The following is a 13,769-nucleotide window of genomic DNA, read 5'->3' on the forward strand; positions in this document are numbered from 1 at the left end:
CCTCGGGGACCCCGCACCGGCGCCCGCCCCGCGGTCTCAGACCCGCGCCCCCGGCCGGGTCGACAGGTACTGCTCGAAGGTGATGCGCCCTTCCGCCCGCCCCGGTGCCAGGTGCCCGCCCGCACGGAAGGCCCGGTACGCCTTGCCCGCCAGGGGCACGTTCAGGAGGCCGCGGCGGCGGCCGCTCGCGCGGAGGTAGGCCCGGGCCAGGTCGGGGAAGGCCCGGACCTCCGGGCCGCCCATGTCGGCGACGCGCCCCGCCGGATCGCCGACGGCCAGCGCGCACAGCCGGTCGGCGACCTCGCCGACGTCGATCGGCTGGTCGGAGACGCCGGCCGGGAGCGGCATGACGGGCAGCTTGGCCGCGTACTCCAGGACCTGGAGGACGAGGTCGTGGAACTGGGTCGCGCGCAGGAGCGTCCAGCCGAGCCCCGACTCCTCGACGATCCGCTCGACGGCCAGCTTGGTGGTGTAGTAGCCGAACGGCACCTGGTCGACGCCGACGATGGAGATGTACACGAGGTGCCGGACGCCCGCCCGGCGGGCCGCCCCGACCAGATGGCGCGCCGCCTGCTCGTCGCCGCCGCGCGGCGTGCTGGCGCAGTGCACGACGGTGTCCACGCCGTCCAGGGCCGCGTCGAGCCCCGGGCCGCCCTCGCGCAGGTCGACGGCGTACGGCTGGGCGTGCCGGCTCAGCACCCGCACCTCGTGCCCGGCCGCGCGCAGCCGCTCCGTGACGAGCCGGCCGAGGGTGCCGGTACCGCCGGTCACCAGGATCGTGGTCATCGCGGTCGTGTCCTTCCGGTACGCGGGGCCCCCGGTGGAGCGCCCGTCATCGATGAGGACCGCCGGGCGCCCGGAAATGTGACATCGGGGCGTACTGCCGCCCCGCGAGGACCAGCTTGTCGGGGTTCGTCATGATCCGCACCCCGGCGGGCGGAGGTGGCCCCGTCGGGAACGGAGTCCCGCCGTCGCGCGGAGGTGGTGGCCGCCTGCGCCCGCCCGACCGTCACTTCGACATGATGAAGTCCAGGGCCATGCCCTCGGCGGTCGTCCAGTACGTGACGAGCTGGCCGTCGTCCGCGTACAGGGTTGCGACGGGCAGGGGCACGTCGATCGGCTTGCTCGCCCTGCTGCCGGCCTTGCTGCCCTGGAGGGTCAGGGTGATGCTCTTCGCCTGGTATTCGTCCCTGTGGCCACCGGCGACGAGCAGGGCGACGTGGGCCTCCTCGCCCGGCGCGAGGGTGACGGGCCGGCCGGGGTCCGGGTCGCTGTCCTTGATCACGGGCACCGTGGTCCGCGCGTCCGCGCCGAGTCGCACGTACGGGAAGCGGTAGAGGACGCACTTCTCGCTGCCGGCGTTCTGGACGGTGAGGAGGAGGTGCCGGGCCTCCTTGCTGTCCGCGGGCTCCTTCCGGGACGAGACCCCGAGGTCCTCCGCGGTGCAGGCGGCGACGGTGCCGCCGCTCCCGCCGCCCTCACCGCTGCCGCCGTTCCCGCCCGGGTTGGCCGAGGTGCCGCTCGGCTTCGGTGCGGAGGTCCCGCCCGGCTGTGCCGAGACCGTCGGGGTCGGTGCGCCCGTCGCGCTCGGCGGGGCCGAGGGCGTGCCCGTGCCCGCGGCGTCGGACGCGCCGGGCTCGCAGGCCGTGGTCCCGAGCAGGGCGGCCGCCACCGCGGCCCCTATGGCACAGGACTTCCAGTGAGTCTTCATGTCGTATCCCCCGTGGTCGGCCGCAGGCGGCCGCTCTCGACTCTCGTCTTCCTGAAAAGTCTGTACCTGACCGCCCCGCACGCCATGCGCGCCGTGTCGTCCTGTTACCGACGAGGTACAGGGAACAGGCGATTCCGGCCCTGGAGCTCGCCGGCCGTGACTCAGGTGACACCCGTGACGCCCGTAGCGCCCCTGGCGCCCGCGCGGAGGTGGCGTGTCCCCGTGGACGAGAGGTCGAGTTCGGCCCGGACCGTCTTGCCGATCGGGACGCGGTCCAGGATCTCCCAGCGGGTCGCGAGCGCGTCGACGAGAAGGAGGCCCCGGCCACGGTCGGAGAGCGGGGCCACCTCGGGCCGTACGGGGCCGGGCCGGCGTTCCGTCCGCGTGTCGGAGACGTCGATGCGCAGGCTCTCGCCCTGCCGGTACGACAGCGCCAGCTCGAAGTCCCGGCCAGGTACGCGGCCGTGGGTGACGGCGTTCGCCGCGAGCTCCGCGACGATCTGCGCGGCGGCGTCGGAGTCCGCGCTCCCGTGCGGGACGCCCCACCGGTCGAGCTGGTGGAGGGCCAGCCGACGCGCGAGCCGGGCTCCGCGCGGCGTCGAGCTGAAGCGCTGGGTGAACACACGTACGGTGACCGGATCTTGGCGGGTCTGCTGCGTCGTCATGGGGCCAATGTGGCGGCGCCGGGTGCGGGTTCCCAGGTCAGCAACTCGTACGCTGCGTGAGCGTACGAGTGCGAAGGGTGGACAGTACTCATCACGGCCCGTGACCATACGGGGTGGGAGGTGCGCGTGATGACGACGGACGGAATCGCGGAACCCGAGACCTCGGACAGCCTGAAGGCCTTCGGGGAGGTGGTCAAGGCGTTCCGCAGACGGGCGGGACTCACCCAGGAGGAGTTCGCCGCGCAGGTGCGGTATTCGCGGGAGACGATCGCGTCGGTCGAGCAGGGGCGACGGTTCCCGTCGCCGACGTTCGTCGACCGGGCGGAGTCGCTGCTGGACGCGTTCGGGGTGGTCCGGGCGGCGGCGAAGCACCTGTCGCGGCAGCCGGGGCTGGCCAGTTGGTTCCAGCGGTGGGCCAGGCTGGAGGCGACGGCGCTGTGCCTGTACACGTACGAGAACCGGCTGGTGCCGGGGCTGTTACAGATCGAGCCGTACGCGAAGACCCTGTTCGAGCAGCAGTTGCCGCCGCTCGGGGACGGGGAGGTCGAGGAGAAGCTCGCGGCGCGGATGGGGCGTCACAAGCTGCTCGCCGAACGCCCCAACACCGCCTACAGCTTCATCGTCGAGGAGCACGTGCTCCGTCGCCGGACGGGCGGGACCGAGGTGCACCGCGCGCAGATCGAGCACATCCTGCGGATGTCCGAGCAGCGCAACATCGAGATCCAGGTGATGGAGCAGGGACGGGGGCATCACGCGGGGCTCGCCGGACCGATGCGGTTGCTGGAGACACCCGAGAACCATTGGTACGCGTACTGCGAGGGGCAGGAAAGCAGACTGCTTGTCACCGACTCCAAGGTCGTCGGCATCCTCCAGATGCGGTATGCCAGGATGCGCTCACAGGCTCTTACCCTGGAAGACTCCCAGAGCCTGTTGCGGCAGATGCGAGGAGCGACATGAGCACCACAGACCTGGCCTGGTTCAAGAGCAGCTACAGCAGCGGCGGCGACGGCGACTGTGTCGAAGTGGCGCTCTCCTGGCACAAGTCCAGCTACAGCAGCGGCTCCGGCGACGACTGCGTCGAGGTGGCCGCCTGCCCCGGTACCGTCCACGTCCGCGACTCCAAGCGCCCCAAGGACGCGCAGCTGGCGCTCGCGCCCGCTGCCTGGGGCGCGTTCGTCGCGCGCTGCGAGCAGATCTGATGACGTATCTGGACGACCTGTTCTCCCTCTCCGGACGTACCGCCCTGGTCACGGGCGGCAGTTCGGGGATCGGCAAGGCCATCGCCCGTGCCCTGGCGCGGGCCGGGGCGAAGGTCGTGATCGTCGCCCGGCGCGAGGCCGAGCTGAAGGCGGCCGTCGACGAGCTGACCGGGTTCGGCGCGACCGCGGCCTGGGTCAGCGGCGACCTCGGCACCCGCGAGGGCGTCCGGGCGGTCGCCGAGGAGGCCGCGGCCGTCCAAGGCGAGCCGGACATCCTCGTCAACTCGGCCGGGATCAACCTGCGTCCGCCGCTGTCCGACCTCTCCGACGAGGTCTGGGACCGGACGATGACCGTGAACCTGGAGGCGCCGTTCCTGCTCGGGCAGCGCTTCGGGCCCGGGATGGCCGAGCGCGGTTTCGGGCGGATCATCCACGTGACCTCGCAGCAGGCGCACCGGGCGTTCGTGCAGTCCGGGGCCTACGGCGTGTCGAAGGGCGCGCTGGAGTCGCTCGCGCGGTCGCAGGCCGAGGCCTGGTCCCCGTACGGCGTCACCGTCAACACCCTGGTGCCGGGCTTCGTGATGACCCCGCTGAACGAGCGCCTGTCGTCCGACGCGGCGAAGGTCGCCGAGCTCGCCGCGCGCACGATGATCGGGCGCAACGGGCTCGCCGAGGACTTCGAGGGGGCCGCCGTGTTCCTGGCGAGCCGGGCCTCCGCGTACGTCACGGGGCAGGCGGTCTTCGTGGACGGCGGCCTGTCCGTCCACTGACGGCGCGGGGAGCCGGGGTGCTACGCCGCCGGCTCTCCCGGCCCGGCCGTGAACCACTGCTCCCCACCGCCGGCCTCGCCCGCGGCGTCACGGGCCGCGTCACGTGCGGGGTCGGCGGGCACCTCGGCCGGCACCTCGGCGGGCACCCCCTGCGAGGGCACGGGGGCCGTCAGCCGCGCCTTGAGGGCGGCGTTCTCGGCCTCCAGGGCGCCGATGCGCTTGCGCGCGAAATAGAGCTCGACGACCGCGTCCTGGAACTCCGCGACCAACTCGTCCGGGGTGAGCTGCACCATCGGTTTCTTCTCTCTCCTTATGCCGGGGCTATTCGGGTACGGGTGCCGGCGGAGCCGCGCCACCACAGCTCGCCGTTCTGGGCGTAGAGCGTGCCGCCGCCGGCCGCCGAGACGGTGCCGGCGGGCGGGGTGGCGGTGTTGCCGACCTCGACGGTGCCGTCGACCAGGAGGCCCGGCTTGTCGGTGCGCTGCACGATGTGGACCTGGGCGCGCGGGGTGGCGCCGCGGTCGATGCCGATGCCGATGAGGCCGGTGCCCTTGACGGTGAGGTCGTCGAGGTTCGCGTTGTTGCGCAGCACGAGCAGGGCGCCGGTGGTGGGGCCGTGGGTGGCGGTGACGTAGATGCCCTGGGCGGCGGTGCCGGGCTTCTGGGGGTCGGTCGCGCCGGGGGTCTGGAGGTCGATGGAGAGCGCGGCGGCGTTGGCGTCCGAGGCGTCGGTGTAGCCGCGGTGGGCGATCTTCAGGGTGCCGCGGCCGGTCTCCGTACCGGAGAGGTACATCGCCGACGTGCCGGGGTTGTCGGAGATCACGTTGAGGGCGACGCCGGTGCCGCTGGTGCCGGCCTGGTAGACCGTGGCGGCGTGCTCACCGGTGGACGTGGTCTTCAGGAAGGCGGAGTTGGTCGCGGAGTTCGTCGTGAAGCGCTCCGCGTGCACCTCCCCGGCGAAGGTCTCGACCGGTCCGGCCGCCTCGGCCTCCCCCGCCGTCGTGCCGACGGCCACGGTCACGGCCCCGGCCGTGAAGCCGCCCATGAACAGTCTCCTGCTGACAGCCATGTTCTTCTTCCCTCCCCTTGATCCATCTGTGTCGGCGTCATTCTGACAGGACGTCCGGGTGATGTTCATGCGCGCCGGGCGTCCTCGGGCGGGCGGCCCCGGACTTCGGCTGACCGGCGAGGCGTGGGCGCTGGATCCGGCGCGCTCGGGTACGACCAGGGCCCCGGGCGGGAGATCCGCCCGGGGCCCGGGGTCCGTTCACGCGCCCGTCAGGCGCGAGCCGTTCAGCGCAGGTCGAACCGGTCCAGGTCCATGACCTTGGCCCACGCCGCGACGAAGTCCGTCACGAACTTCTCCCGGGCGTCGTCGGAGGCGTAGACCTCGGCGACGGCGCGCAGCTCGGCGTTGGCGCCGAAGACCAGGTCGGCACGGGTGCCGGTCCACTTGACCTTGCCGGAGGCGTCACGGGCCTCGAACGTGGTCTGGTCGTCGGAGGTGGACTGCCAGACGGTGCCCAGGTCGAGCAGGTTGACGAAGAAGTCGTTCGTCAGCTTGCCCGGGGTCTCGGTGAGGACACCGAGGGAGGACTGCGGCTGCGTGACGCCCAGGGCGCGCAGACCGCCGACGAGGACCGTCATCTCCGGCGCGGACAGGGTGAGCAGGTTCGCCTTGTCGACGAGCAGGTACTCGGCGGGGAGGCGGTGGCCCTTGCCCAGGTAGTTGCGGAAGCCGTCCGCGGTCGGCTCCAGGGCGGCGAAGGACTCGACGTCCGTCTGCTCCTGGGAGGCGTCGACGCGGCCCGCGGAGAACGGGACCTGGACGTCGAAGCCGGCGTCCTTGGCGGCCTTCTCGACGGCCGCGCTGCCCGCGAGGACGACGAGGTCGGCGATCGAGACCTGCTTGCCGCCGGCCTTGTTGAAGGACTCCTGGACGCCCTCCAGGACGCGCAGCACCTGGGCGAGCTCGTCCGGGTTGTTGGCCTGCCAGCCGCGCTGCGGCTCCAGGCGGATGCGGCCGCCGTTGGCGCCACCGCGCTTGTCGCTGCCGCGGAAGGAGGCGGCGGCCGCCCAGGCGGCGGAGACCAGCTGGGTCACCGAGAGGTCGGAACCGAGGATCTGCTCCTTGAGGGAGGCGACGTCCGCGGCGTCGATCGTCTCGCCCTGGCGCGCCGGCAGCGGGTCCTGCCAGAGCAGCTCCTCGCTCGGGACCTCGGCGCCGAGGTAGCGCACGACGGGGCCCATGTCGCGGTGGGTGAGCTTGTACCAGGCGCGGGCGAAGGCGTCCGCGAACTGGTCCGGGTTCTCGTAGAAGCGACGCGAGATCGGCCCGTAGACCGGGTCGAGCTTGAGCGCCAGGTCGGTGGTGAGCATCGTCGGCAGGTGCTTCTTCGACGCGTCGTAGGCGTCGGGGATGACCGCCTCGGCGTTCTTCGCGACCCACTGGTGGGCGCCGGCCGGGCTCTTGCCGAGCTCGTACTCGTACTCGAAGAGGTTCTTGAAGAAGCCGTTGCCCCACTGGGTCGGCGTCTCCGTCCAGGTGACCTCCAGGCCGGACGTGATGGCGTCCTTGCCGACGCCCGTGCTGTAGGAGCTCTTCCAGCCGAGGCCGAGCTGCTCGATGGGCGCGGCCTCCGGGTCCTCGCCCACGTTGTCCGCCGGGCCGGCGCCGTGCGTCTTGCCGAAGGTGTGGCCACCTGCGATGAGGGCGACGGTCTCCTCGTCGTTCATCGCCATCCGCGCGAAGGTCTCGCGGATGTCGCGGGCCGCGGCGATCGGGTCCGGGTTGCCGTTGGGGCCCTCCGGGTTGACGTAGATGAGGCCCATCTGGACGGCGGCGAGCGGGTTCTCCAGCTCCCGGTCGCCGGAGTAGCGCTCGTCGGCGAGCCACTCCGTCTCGGGACCCCAGTAGACGTCCTCGTCCGGCTCCCACTCGTCGACGCGGCCGCCGCCGAAGCCGAAGGTCTCGAAGCCCATGGTCTCCAGGGCCACGTTGCCGGTGAGGACCATGAGGTCGGCCCAGGAGATGGCCTTGCCGTACTTCTTCTTGACCGGCCACAGCAGACGGCGGGCCTTGTCCAGGTTCGCGTTGTCCGGCCAGCTGTTCAGCGGGGCGAAGCGCTGCTGACCGCCGCCGGCGCCGCCGCGGCCGTCGCTGATGCGGTAGGTGCCGGCGCTGTGCCAGGCCATGCGGACCATCAGCGGGCCGTAGTGGCCGAAGTCGGCGGGCCACCAGTCCTGCGAGGTGGTGAGCACCTCGGCGATGTCCTGCTTGACGGCGGCGAGGTCGAGGGCCTTGAAGGCCTCCGCGTAGTCGAACTCCTCACCGAGGGGGTTCGAGACGGCGGTGTTCTTGGCGAGGATCTTCAGATTGAGCCGCTCCGGCCACCACTGGCGGTTGCCCCCGCCCTGGGTGGGGTGCGCGGCACGGCCGTGCGCGACCGGGCAGCCGCCGGTGCCTTCCGCCGCCGCCTCGTTCTCGGTGACAAGGGGATCGTGCTTCTGCTCAGACATCGGTCTTTCCTTCCGAACCATTCGGATCGCGGAGCTCGGGAACTGCCGAGGCGTCGGGGTGACGACACCGGTGTGACCGGCGTACACCCTCTTGGCTACTACTGGAGTCGATCCTATGGTGGACCCAGTCCAAGTCAATACGACAGCCGGACTCATACGGATTACTCGCACAGCAAGGCTGGTGACCATGAGCAATCTGCTGGAACGGCTTCGCCGACGTGGCTGGCGCATGACCGCCCAGCGACGCGTGGTCGCCGAGGTCCTCGACGGCGAGCACATCCATCTGACCGCCGACGAGGTGCTCTCCCGCGCCACGGCGCGACTGCCGGAGATCTCGCGCGCCACGGTGTACAACACGCTGGGCGAGCTCGTCTCGCTCGGCGAGGTGCTGGAGGTGTCCAGCGTCGGCCGCGCCAAGCGCTACGACCCGAACGCCCACCGGGCGCACCAGCACCTGGTCTGCGCGGGCTGCGGCACGGTCCGCGACGTCCACCCGGAGGGCGATCCGCTGGACGGACTTCCGGAGGCGGAACGCTACGGCTTCACGGTGACGGGGGTGGAGGTCACGTACCGGGGGGTCTGCCCGGCGTGCGGGGCAGCCGAGGCGGTGGCCGGAAACAGCTGAGCCGACCGGCGCTCGGGGCGCCGATCGGCTCAGGTGCGTGTCCGTGGTCCGTACCGCTCAGCTCTCGTCCGGCTCCAGCCGCAGCGAGATCGAGTTGATGCAGTACCGCTGGTCGGTCGGGGTCGGGTAGCCCTCGCCCTCGAAGACGTGCCCCAGGTGGGAGCCGCAGCGGGCGCAGCGCACCTCGGTGCGGATCATGCCGTGGGACGTGTCCGCGACCAGCTCGACGGCGGAGCTGTCCTTCGGGTCGTAGAAGGACGGCCAGCCGCAGTGCGACTCGAACTTCTCCGTCGACGTGAAGAGCTCGGCGCCGCAGGCCCGGCAGGAGTAGACGCCCTTGGTCTTCGTGTCCGTGTACTCACCGCGGAAGGCGGGCTCGGTACCGGCCAGCCGGAGCACCTGGTACTCCGACGGCGTCAGCTCCGCCTGCCATTCCTCGTCGGTCTTCTCGACGTCGTACGCCATCGTTCGCTCCCTCGGCGGCCGGTCGGCTCCGGTCCGCCCTCGATCAGCTCGACAGGTGGGCGAGGATCTTCGGACCCAGGTCCGTGACGTCACCCGCCCCCATGGTCAGAACCAGGTCACCGGGCTTCGCCATTCCCGCGACGACCTCGGGCACGGCGGCCTTGTCGCTCACGGGCGTGACGTCGGCCCCGGCCGTACGGGCCGCGGCGATGATCAGCTCGCTCGTGACGCCCGGGATCGGGTCCTCGCGGGCCGGGTAGATGTCCAGGACCACGGAGGCGTCGGCGAGCGCGAGGGCCTCGCCCATCTCCCGGCCCAGCTCCTGGGTGCGGGAGAAGAGGTGCGGCTGGAAGACGACCAGCAGCCGGGAGGCGCCGGCGGCGCCCCGCATGGCCTCCAGGTCGGCGGTCATCTCGGTGGGGTGGTGCGCGTACGAGTCGATGACCTGGACGCCCGCGGCCTCGCCCTTGAGCTGGAGGCGCCGGCCGACACCGGTGTAGGCGGTGAGGGCCTGGGCCAGCTCGGCCGGGTCGATGCCGACGCGGGAGCCGGCCGCGAGGGCCGCGGCGGCGTTGTGGGCGTAGTGGCGGCCGGGGACGGAGACGGTGAAGGTGTGCTCGGTGCCGTCGAGGGCGACGGTGACCTCGCTCTTCATGCCGTTCGGCACGATCTTCAGGATGCGGGCGTCGGAGTCCTCGGACTCGCCGACGGTCAGGACCGTCAGGCCCTCGCGGCCGGCCACCCGGCGGGCCAGCTCACGGGCGCCGGAGTGCTCGCCGACGACGAGGGTGCCGCCGGGGCGGATCTTGGCGGCAAAGGCCTCGAAGGACTCGTAGATCTCGTCCATCGACGCGTAGTTGGCGTGGTGGTCCAGCTCGACGTTGAGGACGATCGCGACCTCGGGGTCGTACTTCTGGAAGCTGCGGTCGCTTTCGTCCGCCTCGGCCACGAAGACCCGGCCGTCGCCGTGCCGGGCGTTGGTGCCGGGGCCGGCGAGGTCGCCGCCGATCGCGTACGAGGGGTCGAGGCCGAGCTCGGTGAGGGCGACGGCCAGCATCGAGGTGGTCGTCGTCTTGCCGTGCGTGCCGGCGACGGCGATCGCGCTCAGGCCGTCCATGAGGGAGGCGAGCGCGTCGGAGCGGTGGACGACCGGGATGCCGAGCTCCGCGGCGCGGGCCAGCTCCGGGTTGTCGGCGCGGATGGCGCTGGAGACGACGACGGCGGAGGCGTCGTCGGCCAGGTGCTCGGCGGCGTGTCCGATGTGCACGGTGGCGCCCAGCGCGCGCAGCGACTCGGCGGTCGCGGACTCCTTGGCGTCACTGCCCGCGACCTTGGCGCCGCGCTGGGCGAGGATCTTCGCGATGCCCGACATTCCGGCACCGCCGATGCCGATGAAGTGCGGCCGTTCCATGGCGGCAGGGATGGCGGGTGCCATGCGGATCTCTCCCCGGGGGTACGTGCGGATGTCGAGACTCCAGCCTAGTGGCTGGCGACGGGCGCCCCGGGCGGCACGCCCTCGGCCCCGGGCGACCGGGGCGGCGGGGGCGGCACGCCCTCGGCCCCGGGCGACCGGGGCGGCGGGGGCCGGGGAGGCGGGGGCCGGGGGCGTGGGGGCCGAGGGACAGGCCGCGTCGGGGCCGGGGCGCGGGGAGCCGCGGCGCGGGTGGGGCGGAGGGCGGAGGCCCGGAGGCCGAGGGACAGGCCGCCTCGGCGGCGGGGGCCCGGGGCGCCGCGGCGCGGGTGGGGCGGAGGGCGGAGGCCCGGAGGCCGAGGGACAGGCCGCCTCGGGACCGGAGGCCCGCCGCCCGGAAGGGGCGGAGGCCCAGGGTCCCGCGGCGCGGGAGGAGCGGGCCCGGGGACCCCCCGCCCGGAAAGGCCGGAGGCCGAGGATTCCGAGCGTGGGAGGGACGGGCCCGGGGGACCCGCGGCGAGGGGCCGAGGGGCCGAGGGGCCGACGGCCCTCGGGGCCGGGGCCCGGGGAGCTGCGGCGTGGGAGGGGCGGAGGGCGGTGGCCCCCGGCGCGAGAGGGACGGGGCCCGGAGGCCCGCGGCGCGGGAGAGGCGGAGGGCGGTGGCCCGCGGCGTGGGTGGGGCGGAGGGCGGTGGCCCGCGGCGCGGGAGGGGCGGGCCCAGGGGCCCGCCGCCCGGAAAGGCCGGAGGGCTAGGGTCCCGCCCTGCGGGAGGCGCGGGGCCCGGGGGCCCGCCGCCTGGAAGGGGCGGAGGCGCCCAAGGGCCCGCGGCGGTGCCGCTACGCGCTCACTCGCTGTGCGCGAACAGTTTCAGGACGGGCACCCCGACCTTGTGGCGGGCCCGGGACGCCCAGTCGCGGTGGAAGAACTCCTCCACGTAGTGCGGGGCGGTCAGCACGATCACCTCGTCGGCGTTCACCTCGTCCACGACGGACTTCATCTTGTCCAGGGGATGGTCCTCGACCACCTGCCCGACGGCCTCGCAGCCCGCCTTCCTCAGGGCCTGGAGCGAGACCTCCAGGGCCTGCTCAGCGAGCGGCCGGGCGTCCTTGCCCTCGGGCTCCTCGCCCTCCCGGGTCGCTTCCTTCAGTTCGCCCATGGCGACGTCGTCGATGGCACGCAGCAGGACATCGGCCTGGTCACCACGCGGCTGCATCAGCACGATGAAGGACACGCCCTCGTCGCCGTGCAGGGTGGTGACGAAATCCACGTCGACGGACGTGAGGGGCTTCTCGATCATCAGAACGCTTGTGAACACCTCAGGAGCCCTTCTGCGGAAACCATCCTTCCCCGTGCCCACACGGGGACTGCGAGAGTAAGTGTGCCCAGCGGACGCTAAGCGGAACGACAAATTCCGCCGATTGTCAGATCCGACGGTAGCGGGTGAAGAGAAAGCCGTCCTGCTCCAGCACCGACGCCACGGCGAAGCGTTTCGGAACCGCCACGGCAGGGCCTCCGGCGATCCGCTGGGCGGTGCCCGCGGTCATCGTCGGAGAGACGGTCAGGCACAGTTCGTCGAGCACGCCCGCGGCCACGAACTGGCCCAGCAGACGGGGTCCGCCCTCGGTCAGCTGCCGCCGCAGACCGCGCGCCGCGAGGGCCGTGACGGCACGTTCCGGATCGACCCCGGGACCGTCGCCGGCGACGAGCACCTCGGCGCCCGCCCGCTCGGCCTCCGCCCGCCGCTCCGGGGAGGACGCCGCGCCCGTCAGGATCAGGGTCGGCACCAGCGGCTCGGTGAAAAGCGGAAGCGAGAAATCCAGGTCCAGCGAGGCCGTCACGACGGCGATCACCGGCGCCGGACCCTGCCCCGCGGCCTCGCGCCGGGCCGCGAAGGCGTCCCGCGCCCGGGCCGGTCGGTAACCCTCCGCCCGCACGGTCTCGGCGCCGACGACGACCACGTCGGCCAGGCCCCGCAGGGTCCCGAAGATCCGCATGTCGGTGTCGGAGGACAGCGGCTGGGACCGGCCGTCGTGCTGGCCTGCCCCGTCGAGCGAGGCGACCATGTTGGCGCGCAGCCAGCGCGAGCCGGCGGCGTCCGCCGGGTAGGCGTAGGCGTCGGCGAGCTCGTCGAGGGACCACTCCCGGTCGGAGGTGTCCGGCGCGGCCGCCGTCGCCCCCTTCGCCTCTTTCGCGTCCTCCGCGTCCTGGGCGTCCGCCGCGCCCGTGGCACGGTCGGTGGCTGTCATGTCCGTCACAGGGAACAGGCGTCGCATCCCCGCAGTCTGACATGGCGCTTACAGTGGGGAACTGTGTCGACCCGTGCCATAACCGAAGCGGCTTCCACCGAAGCGGCCCCGCTCTCGCTCTGCTCCCGAGAGCCGCATGTCCCCGCCGACCGCCTCGTGGCGGAGATGGTGCCGCCGCCCCGGTTCGACGCCGTGCGCTTCGACACGTACATCCCGGACCCGAACCAGCCCAGTCAGATCGAGGCCGTCAAGGTGCTGAGCGGCTTCGCCGAGGGGCTGGGCGGCGCCCACGCCTCCGGCGCGGGCAGGCGCCGCTGGTTCTCCAGGGCCCCGAAGAAGCCGGCCGCGACCGGCCCGCGCGGCGTCTACCTCGACGGCGGCTACGGCGTCGGCAAGACCCACCTGCTCGCCTCCCTCTGGCACGCCACCCCGGCCGAGCCCTCGCTCAAGGCCTTCGGCACCTTCGTGGAGCTCACGAACCTGGTGGGCGCCCTCGGGTTCCAGCAGACCGTGCAGACCCTGAGCGGGCACCGGCTGCTGTGCATCGACGAGTTCGAGCTGGACGACCCGGGCGACACGGTGCTCGTGTCCACCCTGCTCGGCAAGCTGGTCGACGCGGGCGTCGCGCTCGCCGCCACCTCCAACACCCTGCCCGGCAAGCTCGGCGAGGGCCGGTTCGCCGCGGCCGACTTCCTGCGCGAGATCCAGGGACTGTCGGCGCACTTCCGGCCGCTGCGGATCGACGGCGAGGACTACCGCCACCGCGGTCTGCCCGAGGCCCCCGCCCCGTACTCCGACGAGATCGTCGCGAAGACCGCGTACGCGACCCCGGGCGCCTCCCTCGACGACTTCCCGCATCTGCTCGACCACCTGGCCAGGGTGCACCCGAGCCGCTACGGCGCGCTCACCGACGACCTCGCCGCGGTCTGCCTCACCGACGTCCAGCCGATCCCGGACCAGTCGACCGCGCTGCGCCTCGTCGTGCTCGCCGACCGGCTCTACGACCGCGAGATACCCGTGCTCGCCTCGGGGCTGCCCTTCGACCGCCTGTTCAGCGAAGAGATGCTGAACGGCGGGTACCGGAAGAAGTACTTCCGGGCGATCTCGCGGCTCACCGCGCTCGCGCGGGACGCGAAGGGACTGGTCGCGCAGTAGCTT

15 protein-coding genes are annotated in these 13,769 nt (G+C 72.8%); 5 read left to right on the forward strand and 10 right to left on the reverse strand.

Annotation, left to right across the window (positions count from 1 at the left end):
* Positions 1–36: 36 nt before the first annotated feature.
* The 3 genes from ACIRQF_RS28795 to ACIRQF_RS28805 form a co-directional block, all read right to left on the reverse strand.
* Entirely contained in the window at positions 37–786 is a 750-nt protein-coding gene (locus ACIRQF_RS28795; RefSeq protein WP_404096270.1) for an SDR family oxidoreductase, read from the reverse strand.
* A gap of 223 nt (positions 787–1,009) precedes the next feature.
* Entirely contained in the window at positions 1,010–1,711 is a 702-nt protein-coding gene (locus tag ACIRQF_RS28800; RefSeq protein ID WP_404096272.1) for a DUF4232 domain-containing protein, read from the reverse strand.
* Between the two features lie 161 nt (positions 1,712–1,872).
* Positions 1,873–2,376, reverse strand: a complete 504-nt coding sequence (locus tag ACIRQF_RS28805; protein WP_404096275.1) for an ATP-binding protein — start codon at positions 2,374–2,376, stop codon at positions 1,873–1,875.
* A 129-nt stretch (positions 2,377–2,505) separates the two neighbouring features.
* Here ACIRQF_RS28805 and ACIRQF_RS28810 point away from each other — a divergent pair, with 129 nt between their 5' ends.
* From ACIRQF_RS28810 to ACIRQF_RS28820, 3 genes are read left to right on the forward strand one after another with little or no spacing between them, the layout of a single operon-like run.
* On the forward strand, positions 2,506–3,333 hold the full coding sequence (locus ACIRQF_RS28810; RefSeq protein WP_404096278.1) for a Scr1 family TA system antitoxin-like transcriptional regulator: 828 nt from the start codon (positions 2,506–2,508) through the stop codon (positions 3,331–3,333).
* On the forward strand, positions 3,330–3,575 hold the full coding sequence (locus ACIRQF_RS28815; RefSeq protein ID WP_404096281.1) for a DUF397 domain-containing protein: 246 nt from the start codon (positions 3,330–3,332) through the stop codon (positions 3,573–3,575). Before ACIRQF_RS28810 ends, ACIRQF_RS28815 begins: the two co-directional genes overlap by 4 nt.
* Positions 3,575–4,345: an SDR family NAD(P)-dependent oxidoreductase gene (locus ACIRQF_RS28820; RefSeq protein ID WP_404096284.1), complete on the forward strand. Its 771-nt coding sequence runs from the start codon at positions 3,575–3,577 to the stop codon at positions 4,343–4,345. The genes ACIRQF_RS28815 and ACIRQF_RS28820 overlap by 1 nt, the downstream gene beginning before the upstream one ends.
* A gap of 20 nt (positions 4,346–4,365) precedes the next feature.
* Here ACIRQF_RS28820 and ACIRQF_RS28825 read toward each other — a convergent pair whose 3' ends face one another.
* The 3 genes from ACIRQF_RS28825 to katG form a co-directional block, all read right to left on the reverse strand.
* The gene (locus tag ACIRQF_RS28825; RefSeq protein WP_403530201.1) at positions 4,366–4,638 is read right to left on the reverse strand and encodes a hypothetical protein; all 273 of its coding nucleotides are present in this window, start codon (positions 4,636–4,638) and stop codon (positions 4,366–4,368) included.
* Between the two features lie 17 nt (positions 4,639–4,655).
* Positions 4,656–5,414, reverse strand: coding sequence for a hyaluronoglucosaminidase (locus tag ACIRQF_RS28830; RefSeq protein WP_404096288.1), 759 nt, complete (start codon positions 5,412–5,414; stop codon positions 4,656–4,658).
* Positions 5,415–5,638: 224 nt separating this feature from the next.
* Entirely contained in the window at positions 5,639–7,864 is a 2,226-nt protein-coding gene (gene katG, locus ACIRQF_RS28835) for a catalase/peroxidase HPI (RefSeq protein ID WP_376628996.1), read from the reverse strand.
* A gap of 187 nt (positions 7,865–8,051) precedes the next feature.
* Here katG and ACIRQF_RS28840 point away from each other — a divergent pair, with 187 nt between their 5' ends.
* Complete coding sequence (locus tag ACIRQF_RS28840; RefSeq protein ID WP_376628994.1) at positions 8,052–8,489, forward strand: Fur family transcriptional regulator; 438 nt, start codon at positions 8,052–8,054, stop codon at positions 8,487–8,489.
* 57 nt (positions 8,490–8,546) lie between these two features.
* On the opposite strand, the gene msrB is transcribed toward ACIRQF_RS28840, so the two are convergent.
* From msrB to ACIRQF_RS28860, 4 genes are all read right to left on the reverse strand, one after another.
* A complete protein-coding gene (gene msrB / locus ACIRQF_RS28845; RefSeq protein WP_376628992.1) occupies positions 8,547–8,954 on the reverse strand; it encodes a peptide-methionine (R)-S-oxide reductase MsrB in 408 nt (135 codons plus the stop codon).
* 43 nt (positions 8,955–8,997) lie between these two features.
* Positions 8,998–10,389 (reverse strand): UDP-N-acetylmuramate--L-alanine ligase, encoded by a 1,392-nt coding sequence (gene murC / locus ACIRQF_RS28850; RefSeq protein WP_376628990.1) that lies wholly within the window; start codon positions 10,387–10,389, stop codon positions 8,998–9,000.
* 820 nt (positions 10,390–11,209) lie between these two features.
* Positions 11,210–11,680: an indole-3-glycerol phosphate synthase gene (locus ACIRQF_RS28855; protein WP_376628988.1), complete on the reverse strand. Its 471-nt coding sequence runs from the start codon at positions 11,678–11,680 to the stop codon at positions 11,210–11,212.
* 106 nt (positions 11,681–11,786) lie between these two features.
* Positions 11,787–12,638, reverse strand: coding sequence for a pyrimidine reductase family protein (locus ACIRQF_RS28860; protein ID WP_382481469.1), 852 nt, complete (start codon positions 12,636–12,638; stop codon positions 11,787–11,789).
* A gap of 36 nt (positions 12,639–12,674) precedes the next feature.
* Between ACIRQF_RS28860 and zapE the strand changes: the two genes are divergently transcribed.
* Entirely contained in the window at positions 12,675–13,766 is a 1,092-nt protein-coding gene (gene zapE, locus ACIRQF_RS28865) for a cell division protein ZapE (protein ID WP_389757059.1), read from the forward strand.
* The last annotated feature ends 3 nt before the right edge of the window (positions 13,767–13,769 follow it).

This window comes from Streptomyces sp. NPDC101191 (assembly GCF_044767915.1).
Lineage (GTDB): Bacteria > Actinomycetota > Actinomycetes > Streptomycetales > Streptomycetaceae > Streptomyces.